We start from the raw sequence: 17,547 nt of genomic DNA, 5'->3' as shown, positions 1-17,547 counted from the left end.
TCCAAAAGAAGCACCTCCAAAAATAAACTAATCTTTATGCAGAGCTATAAGGTATAATCAAAGGTTGATTATGTCACATAACCCACCAATGATGCGCGCAACAACTATACTTGCAGTGCTTCGAGATGGCCTCCTAGCAATGGCAGGCGATGGACAAGTAACCTTCGGCGATTCCATATTCAAACATAAAGCTAGAAAAGTTCGCACCCTATACGATGGCAAGGTCCTGGTAGGCTTCGCTGGAGCGGTAGCGGATGCCCTCACCTTATTTGAGAGGTTCGAGTCCCAGCTTCAGCAGTACAGCGGCGATCTACGTAGATCTGCCGTGGAACTTGCCAAACAATGGAGAACCGATAGGTACCTGCGCCCACTGGAGGCAGAGCTTATCGTGGGAGATCCTGGGCAGCTGCTGCTTATTACAGGACAAGGGGAGGTCATAGAGCCGGATGAAGGCATCCTGGCTATAGGGTCTGGCAGCGTTTATGCTCTTGCCGCTGCACAGGCTCTACTTAGGCACACTAATATGGACGCAGAGCATATAACCCTGGAAGCTATGAAGATAGCTGCCGAGCTCTGCATCTATACTAACGACAATATAACGATCGAAACCATAAGGGCAGAGAACTAAACTACACCAACTGCTTTTAAGGCTTTTGGATCGAGCTAAGCTCGATCGGGAGGTTTTGAAAGAATGCAGGATTTTACACCTAGACAGATAGTAAAGGAACTTGACAAGTACATAGTTGGACAGGATAAAGCTAAGAGAGCTCTAGCCGTAGCTCTTCGCAACCGCTACCGCAGGCAACAGCTTCCACCCGAGATCAGGGACGAAGTCATGCCAAAGAACCTGATGCTGATAGGTCCCACAGGAGTTGGTAAGACCGAGCTGGCGCGAAGACTAAGCAAGCTAGTTGATGCCCCGTTCATCAAGGTAGAGGCTACTAAGTTTACCGAAGTGGGATACGTAGGTCACGATGTAGAGAGCATAGTGCGCGAGCTCGTCGAGACCAGCGTTAACATGGTCCATATGAAGGCCATGGATAGAGTCAAGGAAGAAGCAGAGAAAGCTGCCAACGAGCGACTGATCAACTACCTTGTCAGGCAATCCCCCAAGTACAAGGTTCTGCAGGAAGAGCTGGAGAGCCTCGCAGATTCGGAGCAGGAATCTGCTGCAGCATCTACCAAGAAGGTCGTACTCGAGAGGAAGATGAAGCGCCAACGCAAGCGCATGGCTCAGATGCTAGCAGAACGCAGACTTGACGATGAAATAGTCGAAATAGAGGTGGATCCAGATCCTGACCTCTACTCAGTCGTCGATATTTTTGCTGATATAGGGGACTCTGACGAGTCTGAGGATGCCACTCCATTGTTCAGCCTAGATCAATCTAACCGCAAGCGCAGCCGAAAAGTCTCTGTGGCAGAGGCTCGCAGGATATTGGTGCAAGAAGAAGCACAGAAAATGATCGACTTTGACGCGGTGATAGATGAGGGAGTTCAGAAAGCTGAACAGGATGGCATCGTCTTTATAGACGAAATAGACAAGTTGATCAGCAACGGCTATGACTCCAATGCCGACGTCTCTGGAGAGGGCGTGCAGAGGGACCTGCTGCCAATAGTAGAAGGCTCTAACGTAGTCACGAGATACGGGACCGTCAAGACCGATCACATACTTTTCATAGCCGCTGGAGCTTTTCACGACAGCAAGCCTTCGGATCTGATTCCAGAGCTTCAAGGAAGGTTCCCACTGAGAGTAGAGCTGGAGGACCTGGATGCAGAGGACCTCAAAGCCATCTTGGTAGAACCGGACAACTCATTGATAAAGCAGTACCAGGCTCTCTTGGGGACAGAGGGTGTGGAGCTTGAATTCACGCCTGATGGTATAGATGAGATAGCCCGCTTTGCGCATGAGATGAATCTCAAGATGGAGAATATAGGCGCAAGAAGGCTGCAGACTGTCATGGAAAGAGTGCTGGAAGATGTGGCCTTCGATGCTACAGACCTTGAGGACAAGCATGTACGGATAGATCGAGCCTATGTGAAAGCTCGACTAGAGAACCTTATAGAGAACGAAGATCTTAGCAGATTCATACTGTAGGCTAAGGAGGATGGGGTGAGCATAGCAGTATCCATCATGATAGAGGGCCAGAACGGCCTCAACTGGACACGCTGGCAAAAGATTGCAGATGCGGTCGAGAATCTGGGGTTTGCAGGATTGTTCAGATCGGATCATTTTACCAATCCGGAGCCTCCAGAGCTGGACTCTCTTGAGGCATGGGTTTCACTGACCTATCTTGCTGATCAGACGCAGAGGATACATTTTGGCCCTCTAGTCTCTCCCGTATCCTTCAGAGACCCAATCATGATGGCCAGGCAGGCCATAGCTATTGACGATCTTAGTGGCGGACGCTTCATACTCGGAGTTGGTGCAGGCTGGCAAGAACGAGAGCATAGGATGTTCGGCTACGATTTGGGTGATGTTCCCACACGTACTAGAAGATTTGAAGAAGCACTGCAAGTCATACACCTACTTCTCACAAGCGATTCGTCAGTATCTTTTGATGGCTACTTCTATAAGCTAAGAGAGGCAATTCTCTTACCCAGACCAAGCATAGTCGGAGGCCCGCCCATACTAGTGGGAGGAAATGGCAAGAAGAAGACACTGCCTCTCGCTGCCAAGTACGCAAGAGTGTGGAATGGTGTATGGCTTTCGCCAGAAGATTTCAAGGACAGGTCCGAAACTCTGGATGAGCTCCTGGCAAGAGAAGGAAGAAGCCCGCAGGATGTTCGACGTACCATGATGACGAACCTGCTGTTTGCTGCCGACGACAAAGAGCTGGATCAAAAGATAGCAGATCTAAAGCGCACAAGATCCGAGCTGAGCAATCTAAGTACTTTGGAGGCAGTGCGGCAGATCCAAAAGCAAAACTGGATAGCGGGCACTCCAGATCTAGTGCTGGAGCAACTGCAGGCTTACGAGGAGGCTGGACTACAGGAGATAATGCTCCAGTGGTGGGATTTCGATCATCCGGAAAGGCTACAACCGTTTGCTGAAACCGTGCTACAACCAATAACCAGATAGATACTGTATAATTAGGAAAAATCTTGGAGGTTGGAGGCTTGCTCAGCTAGGATCGGGCGATCATAGCTTACTTATGTTCTGAGGTATATTCTCCTCTGCGCTTATGTCCGATCCTGGTTGAAATTTAGTCACAATCCAGAAAGCATAAAAAGCTAGATCGCCCTATAGCCACAAGAGATCTCTCTTGTGGCTATTATTTTTGCTTCAAGCAGACAAGAATATCCCTAACGGAGAGACAGACTATATTGTTGAAGGTCAGTAATATAAGCAAATCCTACGATGGGCACGTAGTGCTACAGGATATATCTTTCGTGGTTAGTTCCGGTGAGCATATAGGCTTGCTAGGAGCTAACGGGTCAGGCAAGTCTACCTTGTTAAGGTTGATTGCAGGTCTGGAGGCTCCTGATACAGGTAGCATTTGGATAGATCCTAATAGCAGAGTTGCCTACTTACCACAATACCCAGAAAGCGACCTGGAACTTACAGTAAAAGAATCTATAGATAAGGCTCTAGGGGGTTTATATGCCGTTGAAGAGCAGATATCCGAGATAGAAAGAAAGCTCTCTTACACCGATCATGCATCTATAGAGGACCTGCTGGATCAATACACCAAACTCAGGGAGATGTTCGATTTACTTGGCGGATACGAACTTGAAGCCAAAGTAGATGCAGTATTGAAAGGATTACGCTTTGATGGAGAGCTTGATACACCCGTAAGTCATCTTTCAGGGGGAAACAAGACCAAGCTATCTATAGCCAAGGTAATACTCTCAGATGCAAACCTGCTACTGCTCGATGAGCCCACTAACTATCTGGATCTTAGCTCATTGTTGTGGTTGGAGGAGTTCCTGTCTAAGAGCTCAAAGTCTTATATCGTAGTGTCCCATGATCGCCGATTCCTGGATAAAACGGTAGAGAGCATCCTCGAATTGGACAAGAGAACCCACAGTATAAGGACATGGCCCGGGAATTACACCGCTTATAATCGACTATCCACTATGGAGAAAGCCAAGGCCTTGGAGAGATATCAGGACTTCAAAGCAGAGACCGAGCGTATACAACAGGACATCCGGAGAACCAAGGAACAGGCAAAGAGCACTGAGAGCAAAACTAACAGCGATACTGCACGCCGCCTAGCCAAGAAGGTGGCAGCTAAAGCAAAGGCTCGAGAAAGAAGACTTGAGAGGTACCTAGAAGAAAACAAAGTGGAGAGGCCCCCAAGAGAATGGAGCTTAGACCTGAGGGATCTTGGGAAAGAGGCTATTGATGACAACAGGACAATCCTGGATATACAAGGACTGACAGTAGAATTCGACGGCAAAAGAGTGATCGACAATCTGTCGCTTCATCTCAGAGGTAGAGATCGCGTCGCGATACTAGGTCCAAACGGATCTGGGAAGAGCACGCTCCTAAAAAGCATCCTAGGTCTAGTCCCCTACAAAGGACGCATAACCATAGGACAAGGAGTAAGAATAGGATACATATCACAGGACCTTCTAGAGGTATCGGGTGATGAGAGGGTTATTGACATCTTTCGGTCACGCGTGAGCATGCACGAGGTGGATGCGCGTAATTACCTGCACAAGTTCCTGTTTCAGGGAGACGAAGCTATTAGACCAGCGAGTCATCTAAGCTATGGGCAGAGGATCAAACTGGCCCTAGCTCTTATAACAGCATCAGCAGCAAACTTCCTGGTACTCGACGAACCTACCAGTCACATAGATATGCCGGCTATTGAATCTCTGGAGGAGTCCCTGTCTTCCTACACAGGCCCGCTATTACTAGTATCTCATGATAGATACTTCCTCAAAGAAGTAGGGGTAAACAGGCTCGAAGTTATATGTAATGGTAAATTAATAACCTACAGCAGTCTTGAGGAATACGAGGAGGTGCTCCATGGCTGAGCGAAACCTTGCAGGCAGGATAGCCATAGTGACGGGAGCTACCCGAAGAATGGGTATAGGGGCGGCCATATGTCGCGAACTTGCCGGGCGTGGAGCTGACATTGCCTTCACCCATTGGAACGACTACGATCGTAACATGCCCTGGGGAGGAGATGAAGATGGCCCTGGGCTGCTGAAGACCGAGTTGGAGTCCTGTGGTGTTAGAGTTCTCAGCATACAGGCAGACTTATCTAATCCTGACTCCCCTAAACAGATACTAGACCAGGTCGAGCAAGAGCTAGGCCCCCCTTCTATCCTAGTCAACAACGCCGCTTACTCCATAAACGACGGTTACGAACAGCTAACCGCAGAGCTTCTTGATGCTCATTACGCGGTCAATATGCGTGCAGCTATTCTCCTCTCTGTGGAGTTTGCAAGACGCTTTACCCTGGGCGAAGGCGGAAGAATCATAAATATGACCTCAGGGCAATCACTCGGTGCGATGCCTAAGGAACTAGCCTATATCGCCACTAAGGGGGCAATAGAAGCCTTTACCAGATCGCTTGCTCCAGATGTTGCTCCTTTAGGAATCACTGTAAATGCTGTAAACCCCGGACCAACAGATACCGGATGGATGAGCGAAGAACTCAAGTGTGAGCTGTTACCGAGGTTCCCCATGGGCAGGGTTGGGTTACCTGAGGATGCCGCAAGGCTTGTAGCGTTCCTGGCATCCGACGACGCTAGGTGGATTACCGGGCAAGTGATTCATTCTGAGGGAGGTTTTCTGCGCTAAGCTCATAAGATTTCACACTGGTACATCAATTGCTGACATCAAGCGCAGATTTTCTAACGGAGCAAACGTGATGAAATGGAAGAACATGCTACTGGCGGCATCCACGCTTGGGGTTGTCGCAGGCACTGCTATAAGGCGTAGAAGAGAGTTGGACCTGAGGGGACAGGTGGTCCTCGTAACAGGAAGCTCAAGAGGGCTTGGATTCCTGATAGCTAAAGCGTTCGCTCATGAGGGCTGCAGAGTAGCGATATGCGCCCGGAACGAGGAGGAGCTCGAACAAGCTAGAGCACAACTGGAGAGCCATGGAGCAGATGCAATAGCTGTCAAATGCGATATTTCGGATCGTGATCAGGTAAGCGCCATGGTCGATACGGTGACCAGGCACTTTGGAAGGATAGATATACTCGTCAACAACGCGGGCATAATGGTAGTCGGGCCAGTACAGACTATGAATACAGAAGATTTCCAGCAGGCCATGGACGTAATGTACTGGGGCATGTTCTACACTACCATGGCCGTGCTGCCACAGATGATTCAGCGTAGAGCAGGCAGAATAGTCAATATCACATCTGTAGGAGGCAAAATAAGTGTACCCCGCCTGCTGCCTTATACTGCTGCTAAGTTCGCAGCAGTAGGCTTCTCAGAGGGTCTCAGAGCAGAGATGAAAAAACATGGCATCTACGTGATCACGGTCGTACCTGGACTCATGAGGACTGGTTCACACTTGGGAGCGTACTTCAAGGGTAAACACAAGGCCGAGTTCACTTGGTTCTCACTCGGAGCCTCAATGCCTGTAGTGGCCATGGATGCGGAAGTAGCAGCTCGACAGATCGTAGAGGCTACCAGGAGAGGCACCAGCGAGAAGATACTTTCCTGGCCAGCACATCTGATAGTAAGGATTCATGGACTTATACCAGGCATAACAACAGATATGCTCGGAGTCATCAACAGGCTTATACCAGAAGATCCAAACTCAAAGGAAAAGATCAAAGGCGAAGAGATACTAAAGATGATGGGAAACTCTCCCATTGCCAAGATAATTAGCTCCTTGGCGCAGAACACAACTCAGGGGAGCAAACGTACGCCATAGCCCTCACTGGCGAAACCTATAATCCATATCGACTGGCCTCTCTGCTCAGCCCGAGCAGTAAACTCATCTGCCTGCTCTTGGGGCACAGCGATGAGCAACCCCCCAGATGTCTGGGGATCCATAGCAAGCTTGACGAGGTTCTCGTCCACAATAATGCTGTTATCGTAACTTATTTTCTTCCTGCCATCTTGCTCGCCAGTAAGGTAGCTTCTGTTGCGGTTTAGTCCCCCTGGATATATGTCCTGCCTGATATAATCCAACGCACCTGGCAGGACTGGAAGCTTAGATAGCTCTATATTGAGACAGACGTTACTGGCTTCCGACATCTCGAATGCATGACCAAGCAAACCATAGCCAGTAATATCCGTCATAGCTCTTATACCTAGCTCAACTGCTAGCTCAGACGCCACCTTATTTAGCCTCAGCATGCTATCCACCGCAGCTTGTATGTCTACGTCCCTAACCTTACCACTCTTCAGAGCTGTAGTTATCACTCCTGTGCCAAGAGGCTTAGTAAGTACCAGCAAGTCTCCCGGTTTGACAGCTCCTTTGGTAGTTATCTTCCCAGGATGTATTAAACCGGTCACACACAAGCCGTACTTAGGTTCCTGATCCATAACTGTATGCCCACCACCTATCACTGCACCTGCCTCTTCAACCTTGTCCATACCACCTCTAAATATCTGCGCTAGCATATCAAGAGGCAGATTGCCTGGCCATCCAGCTATGTTTAGAGCGAGAATAGGAGTCCCGCCCATAGCATATATGTCGCTGAGGGAGTTGGCGGCAGCTATAGCACCAAACGTATAGGGATCATCGACTATTGGGGGAAAGAAGTCAACAGTCTGTACTAGAGCCTGGCCCTCGTCAAGCCGATAGACAGCAGCATCATCTGCCACGTCCAGGCCCACTAGCAGATTAGAAGTATTGCGACCGGTAAATGGCTGCAGAACCTGCGCCAGGTCACCAGGACCTAACTTAGCCGCTCAACCAGCACATGAAGCTAGAGATGTAAGCCTGATTCTTTCCCTATCATCCATGATCCTAACACCAAACAGGCTGCTGCGAAATAAAAGTTGGATGAGCCTGTAGATACTTCAAGTAATTATATACTGCGATGACTGCGATAGGGATGTAGTGGGCGAATTGTAATCCGAGGCTGGATGCTATACTTGAAGGCTTGGGGACTTACTTTTAGGGGTAAAGATAATGGATTTTGAGATACGGGAATTCAGGGAGTCCGATATTCCAGAGATAGCAAGGCTGTTCAAAGCCTCTGATCCGGCATGGCCAGGGGGCTTCTTCTTTGGCCAAATCGTTCCTGAAGACGCGCTCAGGCGAATGAGTCAGGAGGAGAGGATAAACAGCACCTATCTGGCATGGGCAGATGGCAAGGTAGTAGGTTTCATCAACTTATTGGAAGTACCACAGGAGGAAAAATCCGGGTACATAGGACTTCTCAACAGTGACCCCGCCTATCATGGTAGGGGCGTGGGCAGGGAACTTCTTAAGCGTGCCATCCAGCGTTGTGTGGAGCTCGGCTATGAGACTGTAACCTTACACACATGGCCTGGCAATACTCGCGCCGTGCCCTTGTACAAAAAGACTGGTTTCTTCTGGGGGCCAGAACCATCAGGATTTGGAGAGCTAAGGAACTTCCTCCCACTGCTGCTATCGCATCCGCTGACCAAGTGGTACTTCGACCAGATTGACTGGTACGACCATATGAAAAGGGACCTCCAGCTGGGCGTAGACGAGGAAAGGCGTAGCAACGGCACGCTTATCTATACCTATCGCTGGGAATCTCCAATTGGAAACCTGACAGCCATATTTGATCAAAAGACCAACAAACTGGTTACCTTAGATACTCCGAGGATCTATCTATCCCTTGAAATTCCTAAAGCCCTTATGACCGCCGGAGAGAGCCAGAAAGCTATGCTGGTAGTTGAGAATAGAGCACACGAGGCGCTAAGGATAGCTCTAGCAGCAAGCGGCAAGGGTGGCGTGGAAGCTCAGGGGCTCCACCCGCTAGTTCTTGCGCCTGCTGAAAGGAGTAGCATCCCTATAGACATAAAGACATCTGAAGACAAGCGTGGGGACAGCTCGTTGAAGCTGGAAGTAGCCATTGGTGAGCATAAGGTCGAGCTGGAAGGTTATATCAAAGTAAAGCCCAGGATCGACATACATTTGAACAATGTGCTACTGGAGCCACAGAGGATTAAAAGAGCCCTGCTTTCTGTAGGGAATCTCTCTTCCGAACGTGCAAACTTACAGCTCGCGATAAATACCACAGCAGGCTTGGAAGCCCGATTGCAAGCGGACTCCATTGCACTCGATGCTGGAGAATGGGCTCATATTCCAATTGATCTGCAAGCAAATCACAACGGTTCGTACAAATTGATCGTAAGATATCAATCAGAAGACGGTGATCGCAGAGAAGAAAGCTTCGAGCTAGTAGCTGTGACGCCTGGTGACATCTACTACCAAGAGAAGGACAACACATTACGTATATATACGGACAGGCTTGAGCTATCTCTAAATCTACAGGGATATGAGCTGTCGGTTTTCGACAGGAGAACAGAAGGCAAGGTAATAGACGTCTCAGTCAACCCCGGACCTCCATATTGGCCCGAAGCATCAATCGAGCACGATTCTGAGAAAGATATATGTTTTGAGGGCAGAAGCTTAATAGTAAGAGCACCTATATCACTCAAAGCAAAGCCTAAGGTAGCCATCGATAGACTATACAAGTTCTGTCCAGATGGACACCTCAAGATAAGCTATAGAGTTTTAAACAAGCATGAGAACCAGGACGTCGGGCTAACGACCTCTATATCGCCACAACCAGGTAATACTCTTAGGCACCTCTACTTTGAGACCACTGAGGGAGTTCGCAGTGTAAGGTTGAAAGAGGTATACCTACCCGAATGGCAACCGCATTACCAGATGAATCCTGACTGCAGGTGGGCAGCCATAGAGACTGTCGAGTGGACTATTGGTCTGCTATGGGATGAGAATTATGAGGCTAGATGTCCGGAATGGTCAGACTTCTCCCTGAAGTGGCCAGAACACCAGCTCGAGGCAGGACAGGCCATGAGCACAGGAGAGATAGATTTGATCCTCAGCACTGGTAGATGGCAAGACGTAAGGAGGGAGTGGCTGTACCGCAACAACAAGAATGTAGAGTCCGCGGACGAAGAGCCTTACGTAGGGCCAAGAATTAGTCCCAAGCCTATAAGGGTCTACAACCAGAAAGGTAGAGCGAAGCTAACCTTCAGGTCGTTCAACCCACGTGAGGTACAGGCGAAGATAAGCCTCAAGGGCAGTGATGGCTTTGAAACCCTGCCAGCTGAGTACACCCTGCAAGGCGTTAGCAGCATCAAAGCCGCATCAGCTGATATAACCGTAACATCTACTAAGCCCAGGGGCGTGGGGGAGATAGAAGCCCTTGTAGAGTCTCCTGTATACACCGGCAAGGTAAAAGCGCCCGCTATAGTACTTGGCAATACAGACGAAGTCAGAATCACTCAAACCATAGATAAGGGCGAAGAAGTCTGGGTTATAGATAACGACTGGATGACATTTTCCGTATGGCCCAGAGTCCTTGGCACTATCTATAGTCTAGAAGCCGATGGTAAGCAATGGCTTTATCACAACTTCCCAGAGCCCAAACCAAGAAGATGGTCCTATCCGGTATACGGAGGTATTTACCCTGTACTCTGGGAACAAGGAGGCTATCATCCTAGCCAACTGGGAAGGCTAGCAGGACTCAAGTTCGTAGTAGACGAATATCATACTCACCTGGACTCCCAGATCCCACTCCATGGGATAAGGCTTACGACTACTGTTGAACACGATAGCCTTCTAGGTTTGAGATTCGAGGTCAGCTACTTGACTGCACACGATAGTAATATACTGATCGTTAATACAGTACTAAGGAACACGGGGCCAGAGAGGAACATAAGTTACTCCTTACAGGTCAATCCTGCTATCGAACCGGATTTCCCTGCTCTTCTCAGACTATATAAGGACCCTGTGATTATACCTGGGCTACAAGACATGCCAGACATGAACGACACTAGGGCCATGGGAGTACAGTACAGCAACGATAAAGTGCTAGGGTTAGTAACCGGAAATGAAGGCGTAATAACCGGATATTCAGGAGGCAATGAGGAATCGAGGCTAATAGCAGATCATAAGCTGAAACTATCAGGGGGTCAGGAAATAAGCCTATGGCATTACCTGGTGCTCGCTGAGAGTAGTCACGATATGCTTCTATACACCTCTCTAGCCGACATAAAGTAAACCCAGGTGTGAGACCAAATGTAGATCTTTGGTCTCACACCTGCTCTGTCAGCTTTTAGTCATGAACCTCATATACTCTACCAGTACTTCCATGCATCCGGTTTTGGCATCGGGGTATGGGGCGCATGTGTCTTGATCATCTCTGGCAGAAGCATTAGAGCATGATGGTCACGAGAGCGATATTGATCAGGAAAATTACTAGGCACCTCAGCAAAATAAGTACCCGATGGCACAATCCCGCACCCACCCCAAAGCCTCATGAGAATGTTCTGTACCAGCGCATCCTCGCCTACTAGCTTACGAGGCAGCCTGCGCCAGAAGGAAAATCCCCCTATTTCCAGGAGCTTTCTCCTGTCATACATGACACAGGCGCCTATCCAACTTACTTTGTACAGGCGAACATCGCCGGGAGGTAGACCTAAACCCTGAGCCACATGAAAGAGGTTAGCTGCAGTATGAAGAGTGGCACGATGCCACTCGGGATCACCAGGATTCACTATCTCTGGTCGCACTCTACTAACCCAGTACTCTATATGCTGTTGATGTGGCCTTACATCATCTATATACGTAGGCTGGGTTGGGAAGGCTCCCACAAAAGCACAGCCCTGTTCTTCAAGCACATTCGCCATCTTCTCTACGACCCAGGACTCCATAATTACATCATCATCGAGGTACAGAACCGCATCAGCGCTCGAAACTCTTAGGAGAAAGTCTCTCTGCTCTGCAATTCCGCAACGCTCTTTACGATGATACCAACACACTCTATTACCTCTAGCTTCTATTAGTTTGCAGAGAGACCTGACAACTTCAGAGCGAGTAGCAGGCTCATCGCTCTGATCAGCTACTATCACACCTAAATCAGTCCTGCTTTGCAAAGCCACCCCGCTAAGGGTCATGATCAGCGACTGAAGCCTATTCATAGTGGGAATGAGTACATCCACACTTATCATGGCTAGACCTCAGGATGCTAAGATCAGGTTGACTATATTGTTGATCGTCTGTTGCACGTCCATACTTGATGTATCTACAAGAGTAATCCTCAGATCACCCCGGCTTCCTTCGTTCAGGAACCACCTGTTGAACTCCAGCATTCTGTTTATGAAAGCTCTACTCGAGGAATCTCTCCATCCAGGTCTAGTCAGGAGTCTGTCACGCAATATCTCATCCTGACACGTCAAGGCCAAGTAGATGACCCTGGAGAAATACCTTTGCTCCGGGCAAGACTCCACTGTAGGAGGGAACAAGGATCCACAAAGCACTACACTAATACCGCTCTGGTGTATATTCTTAGCTAGTCTCAGCCAGAGATTGGTATATGAAGCATAATTATCTTCCGGCTTTGCTTTTACCTCGCCCCAAAGAATATCAGTCTCAAGCACTATGTAACGACCAGAAAGCGCCTTGGCCAGCTGCAAACATATGGTGCTCTTACCGGTGCCACTAGCTCCGGTTATCACATACAGCGGCTTCATGACGAACTGGTAACCCTCACCACAATAGGGACAGAAGGCCGTAGATGAATCCAGATCTATGGCCTTCTCGACTGAGTAGAGCCCGCAATATGGACAAACGTTAAACATTTTGCCTGATGCTTTGTAAGCTTATCTCTCTGCCCTCAAGCGCCGATTTATAGCATGCCTCTACGATCTGAACACGCCTCAATCCCTCATGACCAGCATGAGCAGACCAATTACCACTGCGTATGGCATCTATAAAGTTCTCTACAACAGCTTGGTGCCCTGTACCCTGCCAAGTCTGGGGTGCTATAGTAACTGGAACATCCCCATGATCAGTGAATATGCGCAAAGTGTCCTGCCACCCATAACGCTTCACTCGCATCTGAGCACCGCCTTCAGTACCGTATAGATCAAGGCCAAAATCATCATCATAATCTGCTTGCACTGCCCAGCTGGCCTCAAGGCAAACCGTAGTTCCATCCTCCGTCCGCATAAACGCCGTGGCCAGATCCTCCACATCAAAATCAGCTCCAACAAACATCTTTTGAAGGCCGCTCCTACGTACGCCTCTGCCTCTGTGGCCAAATTCCGCATATGTCGAGGCACTGACGGTAGTGATTTCCGGTTCACCTAGAAGGAACATCAGCTGGTCCAACACATGCACTCCAAGATCGATGAGAGGCCCACCACCAGATAACTCTTTGCTTGTGAACCATGACCCAAGACCGGGAATACCCTGTCGACGCATCCAATAACCTTTGGCATAGTAAATCTTGCCTAGCGTTCCACTGTCGATATACTGCTTGAGGATCATGATGTCACCACGCTGGCGATGGTTAAAAGCTGTCTGCAGCACTCTTCTATTGCGCAGCGCTGCATCCACCATCGACTGAGCCTCCTCCGTATTGCGTGCCAAAGGCTTCTCACACAGAACATGCTTACCGCTCTCAAGTGCGGCTATGGCTACGTGCGCATGCAGGTAGTTAGGGGTACACACACTTACAGCATCTAGATCACTTCTTGCGACTAGATCCTCCCACCTGGAGTACAAGTTGGGTATAGAGTACTCTTTCCCCATGAGCTGCAGGCGGTCCTCCTCAAGTCCTGCAAGGGCAACCACCTCTACACCGGGAATCTTTTTGTAGGCCATTGTATGTACGTTACCAGCAAAGCCTAAACCAACCACCCCAACTCTAATAGTCTGATCCATCTAGTAGATCTCTCCTCCTTCTTTTTCTTCTGCTCTACTAGTCTAGTACAAAACCCCCGGAATAGGCGAAAGCAATCGTAACTCTTTAGTCCTTTGAGCTATTTCTTTGGTGAGACGAACAAAATTTATGTAAAACCTAATTGGCAGGAATAGTGTAGAACCCAGAATGAAAAGCAGAGCTAAAGAAATGGTACCTACCATCAAAAGACTACTGATGGCTATTTGCATTCTCGTATTGATAGGAATATCAGCTTGCCAAGATGTGGTCTATCGAGGAAGTGCGATAACCCACGCATCATCCTCAAGCTGGGCAGAGGCCACCTTATCCAAAATGACCCTTAGAGAAAAGATAGGGCAGATGTTTGCAGTGTACGTCTACGGAGATAGCGCTTACGACACAGATCCCTGGGCAGTAAATGCGAACAGGAAACTATACGGTGTGGACAACGCATCTCAAATAATACAGAAGTATCATGTTGGTAGTATCATATATTTCACATGGACTGGGAACATTAAAAATGCCCAGCAGGTAGCAAGGTTATCAAATGGTATCCAAAGAAGCTCCATGACCCAAAGAGTACCAGTTCCCACGCTCATATCTACGGATCAGGAGGGAGGCATAATATCAAGGTTACCTTCTCAAATCGTCCGTTCCCCTGGGAATATGGCGCTAGGAGCCGCAAGAGACAAAACGTACGCATTTAGAGCCGCTTACATAGTCGGCAAAGAGCTCAGAGCTCTAGGGATCAATCAAAACTTGGCCCCGGATGCTGACGTAAATATCAACCCATTCAACCCAGTGATAGGTGTAAGGTCCTTTGGGGACAGATCATGGCTTGTGGCCAGACTAACAGCTGCGCAAGTGAGAGGGTATCAAAGCGTCGACGTAGCAGCAACAGCCAAACATTTTCCTGGACACGGCGATACGAACATCGACAGCCATACAGGACTGCCCGTTATAAGGCACACCCAGAAGCAGCTGGAAGATATAGATCTGCCTCCTTTCAGAGCTGCTATCGATTCAGGAGTCGACGTTATCATGAGTGCCCACATAGTCGTGCCTTCGCTAGACCCTTCGGGTAGGCCAGCAACCCTCTCCAAACCGATCCTAACAGGGCTACTACGCCAAAAACTTGGGTTCAAGGGCGTAATAATGACAGATTCTCTAGAGATGGCAGGGGTCCGGCAGATGTTTCCGGATAGCAGAGTGCCAGTGGAAGCTATCAAAGCTGGAGCAGATCTGCTACTTATGCCTCCGGATCTAAACCTAGCGATAAACTCGGTAGTAAATGCCGTGGAAAGAGGAGAGATAAGCGTTTCTCGCATAAACGCTTCGGTGCTACGTATCCTCGAACTTAAGGCGCGACTGGGGTTGCCAGCAAATCCCTACGTCGATGCCGACTCGGTAAGCAGCCATGTCAAGACTCACTGGCATATCCTTAGCGCCGCTGATATCTCTAACCACACCATCACTATCATCCGCAATTCGGGCGTGCTTCCACTGAAACCCAATTCGGGTCGAACAGTCTTGGTAACTGGTTGGGGAGATGAACCCACAATAGAAGTAGCCGCAAAGATGTCCAGCTATGGCGTAAGAGTCACGAGGTACTCCACAGGGGACCACCCATCTTCGAGCGTGCGTGACCATGCAGTCTACCTGGCAAGGCAGAAGAGCTTGGTAGTCGTGCTAACTAGAGATATTCAATGGGATACTAGGCAGCGAGAGCTTGTGAAAAGCCTGATACAGACAGGGAAACCAGTAATAGTACTCTCTGTTGAGCTTCCGTATGATTTAGCTTATGTTACAAGTGCCAAGACCTACGTGGCGACCTATAGCTATAACCCTGTCTCTTTGCGGGCAGCGGTGAGAGTAATGTTTGGAAAAGCTTCACCTGTAGGCAAGTTGCCTGTACGCATTCCAAAAGCGAACGCCCCCCAGGAGACTCTTTATCCATTTGGGTATGGCCTGGGGTACTAGTATAGCTTAGGGTCAGATGCTAAGGCACTGCAATACGTAGAGGGTATATAGTGCCCTGTTCCCGCTGTTCCAAAGGGTAGTTATCACACTTGTATTCCCAGGTTACGTAGCGCACTCACGCTGGATTAATGTTGAAGGCAGCTTAGGTTGGTACAAGTTAGGCCCGAACCAGGGTGATCACCATGATGCTCGGGACATAATAGTCTGTCTTGCCTCCATTTGAAACTAGAGGAAAGAAACAAGATGATTAGAAGATCGCCGTAAGAAAATCACAAAACGAAGCCCCTTTGTGCTCTTTCTTGCAAAGGGGCTTCGTTTTATATTCTGATATGTTATCTCGGCCAAGATGGCAGGGGCAGAGGGACTCGAACCCCCAACCGCCGGTTTTGGAGACCGGTGCTCTACCAGTTGAGCTATACCCCTATAAATCTCAGATGAAATTATATGGAGCCAGTAGCTAGCATGTCAAACCAAATACTACTCTTGCGTAGGGCCATGCAGCTCGGGACTTACAACGGTCATAGGTACATAGATGTAAACAGGGTTGCTATCATCCTCCTGCTTGATCAGGGTATTGCTGGCAACCAACTCCTCAAGAGCCGGGATTATCTCCTCTTCAGGGATGCCAGTCTGGTCGGCCCACCAGGATGCATCACCCTTTAGTGGCTCTGGGCTCTTCTCGTAAATAGTCGAATCATATATGTATTGCTTGATCTCCCGAGCTGTATCGCTCAGATTCGTGGACTCGTATCCGTAGCTCATATGCCTTTCCCTAGTATGCGCTTCAATACTTTACCTACAGTTATTACAGGTTAGCAAAATTAGCAGGCTAAAGAAAGTTAGCAGGCTCGCCCCAACTTACTTATAAGCCACGACACCGAAAGCTTGAGGTCGGGGCACTACTTTCTTGAAGCCTGCTTCCTGTAACCTGATTACTACTCCTCTGGTCACTCTGTGTCCCATCTTGTGTTCGGGATTACCTATGTAATGGAACAAACGCCCCCTAGGTCTGATCACTCTATATAACTGCTTGTAGAAGTCCAGGGAATAGAGGTCTCCGGCAAGGCTTACTATAGGAGGATCATGGATCACTCTATCAAAATATTGATCCGGAAATTCGCGAATCACCTCGAAACTGTCACCTACTATGACCTTGATTTTGGGGTTCTCGAACAGTTCCCTGGACCAAGGGTTAAGCTTGGCTATCTCCACAACCTCTGGATCTATCTCCACAGTTATGACCTCGTCCGCAGTCTTCGAGGCCATGATGGCCGTGTAACCCAGCCCCATAGCTGTGTCCAGGACTTTGCCAATTACTGGAGCTATAGCCTTGATCTTTTCGGCAGTATCCTTGAGAGGGTCCGTACCCTTGATTCTGTGCATGGGGAAGCCCCCTGCTACCAGAGTTGGCGCACCATCTGTGGCTAGCAGGCTATAGAATCGGTTGGTGTATCCTGAATAGCTTTGAATTGGGACTACTTCCTCTCCACGGAGGATGAAGCACTTGTTTGAAAGCCTGCCGGTGCGAAAATGACCAGCTATCTCCTCAATCACGGACCAAGAGACTCTAAGGCCATCGGGTAGCTTAACTCCTTCCGAATCCAAGAGCACCTTTACCTTAGTGAGGCCGAGATCAAAAGAGGACTCAAGCTCATTGACACCCGACTGGCGTGCCTCAAGCAGCTTTCTAGCTTCGTCTACAGAAAGCCACAAGGTATCATGGGCAACAACTGATGACATCACTTCATATTC

At 48.8% G+C, this 17,547-nt stretch carries 14 protein-coding genes and 1 tRNA gene; 8 read left to right on the top strand and 7 right to left on the bottom strand.

All coding sequences use genetic code 11. The annotated features are described in order from the left end of the window. The first annotated feature begins 70 nt into the window (after window positions 1-70). The 6 genes from hslV to TTER_RS02245 all read left to right on the top strand — a co-directional run bounded on the left by hslV (window position 71) and on the right by TTER_RS02245 (window position 6,845). Entirely contained in the window at window positions 71-628 is a 558-nt protein-coding gene (gene hslV / locus TTER_RS02270; protein ID WP_012874412.1) for an ATP-dependent protease subunit HslV, read from the top strand. A 63-nt stretch (window positions 629-691) separates the two neighbouring features. After that, window positions 692-2,095 (top strand): ATP-dependent protease ATPase subunit HslU, encoded by a 1,404-nt coding sequence (hslU, locus tag TTER_RS02265; protein ID WP_012874411.1) that lies wholly within the window; start codon window positions 692-694, stop codon window positions 2,093-2,095. A 15-nt stretch (window positions 2,096-2,110) separates the two neighbouring features. Continuing rightward, on the top strand, window positions 2,111-3,079 hold the full coding sequence (locus TTER_RS02260; RefSeq protein WP_012874410.1) for a TIGR03560 family F420-dependent LLM class oxidoreductase: 969 nt from the start codon (window positions 2,111-2,113) through the stop codon (window positions 3,077-3,079). Window positions 3,080-3,324: 245 nt separating this feature from the next. Beyond that, window positions 3,325-4,983 carry a ribosomal protection-like ABC-F family protein gene (gene abc-f, locus TTER_RS02255; protein WP_012874409.1) on the top strand — a complete coding sequence of 553 codons (1,659 nt, stop codon included), beginning with the start codon at window positions 3,325-3,327 and terminating at the stop codon, window positions 4,981-4,983. Further along, entirely contained in the window at window positions 4,976-5,755 is a 780-nt protein-coding gene (locus TTER_RS02250; protein ID WP_012874408.1) for an SDR family oxidoreductase, read from the top strand. Before abc-f ends, TTER_RS02250 begins: the two co-directional genes overlap by 8 nt. Window positions 5,756-5,825: 70 nt before the next feature. Further along, window positions 5,826-6,845 carry an SDR family NAD(P)-dependent oxidoreductase gene (locus tag TTER_RS02245; protein WP_012874407.1) on the top strand — a complete coding sequence of 340 codons (1,020 nt, stop codon included), beginning with the start codon at window positions 5,826-5,828 and terminating at the stop codon, window positions 6,843-6,845. On the opposite strand, the gene selD is transcribed toward TTER_RS02245, so the two are convergent. After that, window positions 6,821-7,885 (bottom strand): selenide, water dikinase SelD, encoded by a 1,065-nt coding sequence (gene selD / locus TTER_RS02240; RefSeq protein WP_012874406.1) that lies wholly within the window; start codon window positions 7,883-7,885, stop codon window positions 6,821-6,823. The genes TTER_RS02245 and selD overlap by 25 nt on opposite strands. A 169-nt stretch (window positions 7,886-8,054) precedes the next feature. Here selD and TTER_RS02235 point away from each other — a divergent pair, with 169 nt between their 5' ends. Continuing rightward, window positions 8,055-11,150: a GNAT family N-acetyltransferase gene (locus TTER_RS02235; RefSeq protein WP_012874405.1), complete on the top strand. Its 3,096-nt coding sequence runs from the start codon at window positions 8,055-8,057 to the stop codon at window positions 11,148-11,150. A gap of 77 nt (window positions 11,151-11,227) precedes the next feature. Here the strand turns inward: TTER_RS02235 and TTER_RS02230 are convergent, their stop codons facing one another. The 3 genes from TTER_RS02230 to TTER_RS02220 are packed head-to-tail and all read right to left on the bottom strand — an operon-like array spanning window position 11,228 to window position 13,817. Then, window positions 11,228-12,100, bottom strand: a complete 873-nt coding sequence (locus TTER_RS02230) for a glycosyltransferase family 2 protein (RefSeq protein WP_012874404.1) — start codon at window positions 12,098-12,100, stop codon at window positions 11,228-11,230. A 9-nt stretch (window positions 12,101-12,109) separates the two neighbouring features. Further along, on the bottom strand, window positions 12,110-12,730 hold the full coding sequence (locus TTER_RS02225; RefSeq protein WP_012874403.1) for a P-loop nucleotide/nucleoside kinase family protein: 621 nt from the start codon (window positions 12,728-12,730) through the stop codon (window positions 12,110-12,112). After that, on the bottom strand, window positions 12,723-13,817 hold the full coding sequence (locus tag TTER_RS02220; protein WP_012874402.1) for a Gfo/Idh/MocA family protein: 1,095 nt from the start codon (window positions 13,815-13,817) through the stop codon (window positions 12,723-12,725). The genes TTER_RS02225 and TTER_RS02220 overlap by 8 nt, the downstream gene beginning before the upstream one ends. Window positions 13,818-14,148: 331 nt before the next feature. On the opposite strand from TTER_RS02220, the gene TTER_RS02215 reads away from it, so the two are divergent. Then, a complete protein-coding gene (locus TTER_RS02215) occupies window positions 14,149-15,795 on the top strand; it encodes a glycoside hydrolase family 3 protein (protein WP_169302602.1) in 1,647 nt (548 codons plus the stop codon). Window positions 15,796-16,142: 347 nt separating this feature from the next. Here the strand turns inward: TTER_RS02215 and TTER_RS02210 are convergent. From TTER_RS02210 to TTER_RS02200, 3 genes are all read right to left on the bottom strand, one after another. Continuing rightward, a tRNA-Trp gene (locus TTER_RS02210) sits at window positions 16,143-16,218 on the bottom strand. 54 nt (window positions 16,219-16,272) lie between these two features. Further along, a complete protein-coding gene (locus tag TTER_RS02205; RefSeq protein ID WP_012874400.1) occupies window positions 16,273-16,557 on the bottom strand; it encodes a hypothetical protein in 285 nt (94 codons plus the stop codon). A 96-nt stretch (window positions 16,558-16,653) separates the two neighbouring features. Further along, window positions 16,654-17,535 (bottom strand): class I SAM-dependent methyltransferase, encoded by an 882-nt coding sequence (locus TTER_RS02200; RefSeq protein WP_012874399.1) that lies wholly within the window; start codon window positions 17,533-17,535, stop codon window positions 16,654-16,656. Between the last annotated feature and the right edge of the window lie 12 nt (window positions 17,536-17,547).

The sequence above is a fragment of the Thermobaculum terrenum ATCC BAA-798 genome, assembly GCF_000025005.1.
GTDB classification, from domain to species: domain Bacteria; phylum Chloroflexota; class Chloroflexia; order Thermobaculales; family Thermobaculaceae; genus Thermobaculum; species Thermobaculum terrenum.
This window is presented reverse-complemented; position numbering and strand designations above follow the sequence as displayed.

Bases quoted from the DNA above. Each gene is read 5' to 3' on its own strand.
- hslU (WP_012874411.1), top strand. From the start codon at position 692: ATGCAGGATTTTACACCTAGACAGATAGTAAAGGAACTTGACAAGTAC.
- TTER_RS02200 (WP_012874399.1), bottom strand. From the start codon at position 17,535: ATGTCATCAGTTGTTGCCCATGATACCTTGTGGCTTTCTGTAGACGAA.
- TTER_RS02245 (WP_012874407.1), top strand. From the start codon at position 5,826: ATGAAATGGAAGAACATGCTACTGGCGGCATCCACGCTTGGGGTTGTC.
- TTER_RS02235 (WP_012874405.1), top strand. From the start codon at position 8,055: ATGGATTTTGAGATACGGGAATTCAGGGAGTCCGATATTCCAGAGATA.
- TTER_RS02205 (WP_012874400.1), bottom strand. From the start codon at position 16,557: ATGAGCTACGGATACGAGTCCACGAATCTGAGCGATACAGCTCGGGAG.
- TTER_RS02250 (WP_012874408.1), top strand. From the start codon at position 4,976: ATGGCTGAGCGAAACCTTGCAGGCAGGATAGCCATAGTGACGGGAGCT.
- TTER_RS02220 (WP_012874402.1), bottom strand. From the start codon at position 13,817: ATGGATCAGACTATTAGAGTTGGGGTGGTTGGTTTAGGCTTTGCTGGT.
- TTER_RS02230 (WP_012874404.1), bottom strand. From the start codon at position 12,100: ATGATAAGTGTGGATGTACTCATTCCCACTATGAATAGGCTTCAGTCG.
- hslV (WP_012874412.1), top strand. From the start codon at position 71: ATGTCACATAACCCACCAATGATGCGCGCAACAACTATACTTGCAGTG.
- TTER_RS02215 (WP_169302602.1), top strand. From the start codon at position 14,149: ATGACCCTTAGAGAAAAGATAGGGCAGATGTTTGCAGTGTACGTCTAC.
- TTER_RS02225 (WP_012874403.1), bottom strand. From the start codon at position 12,730: ATGTTTAACGTTTGTCCATATTGCGGGCTCTACTCAGTCGAGAAGGCC.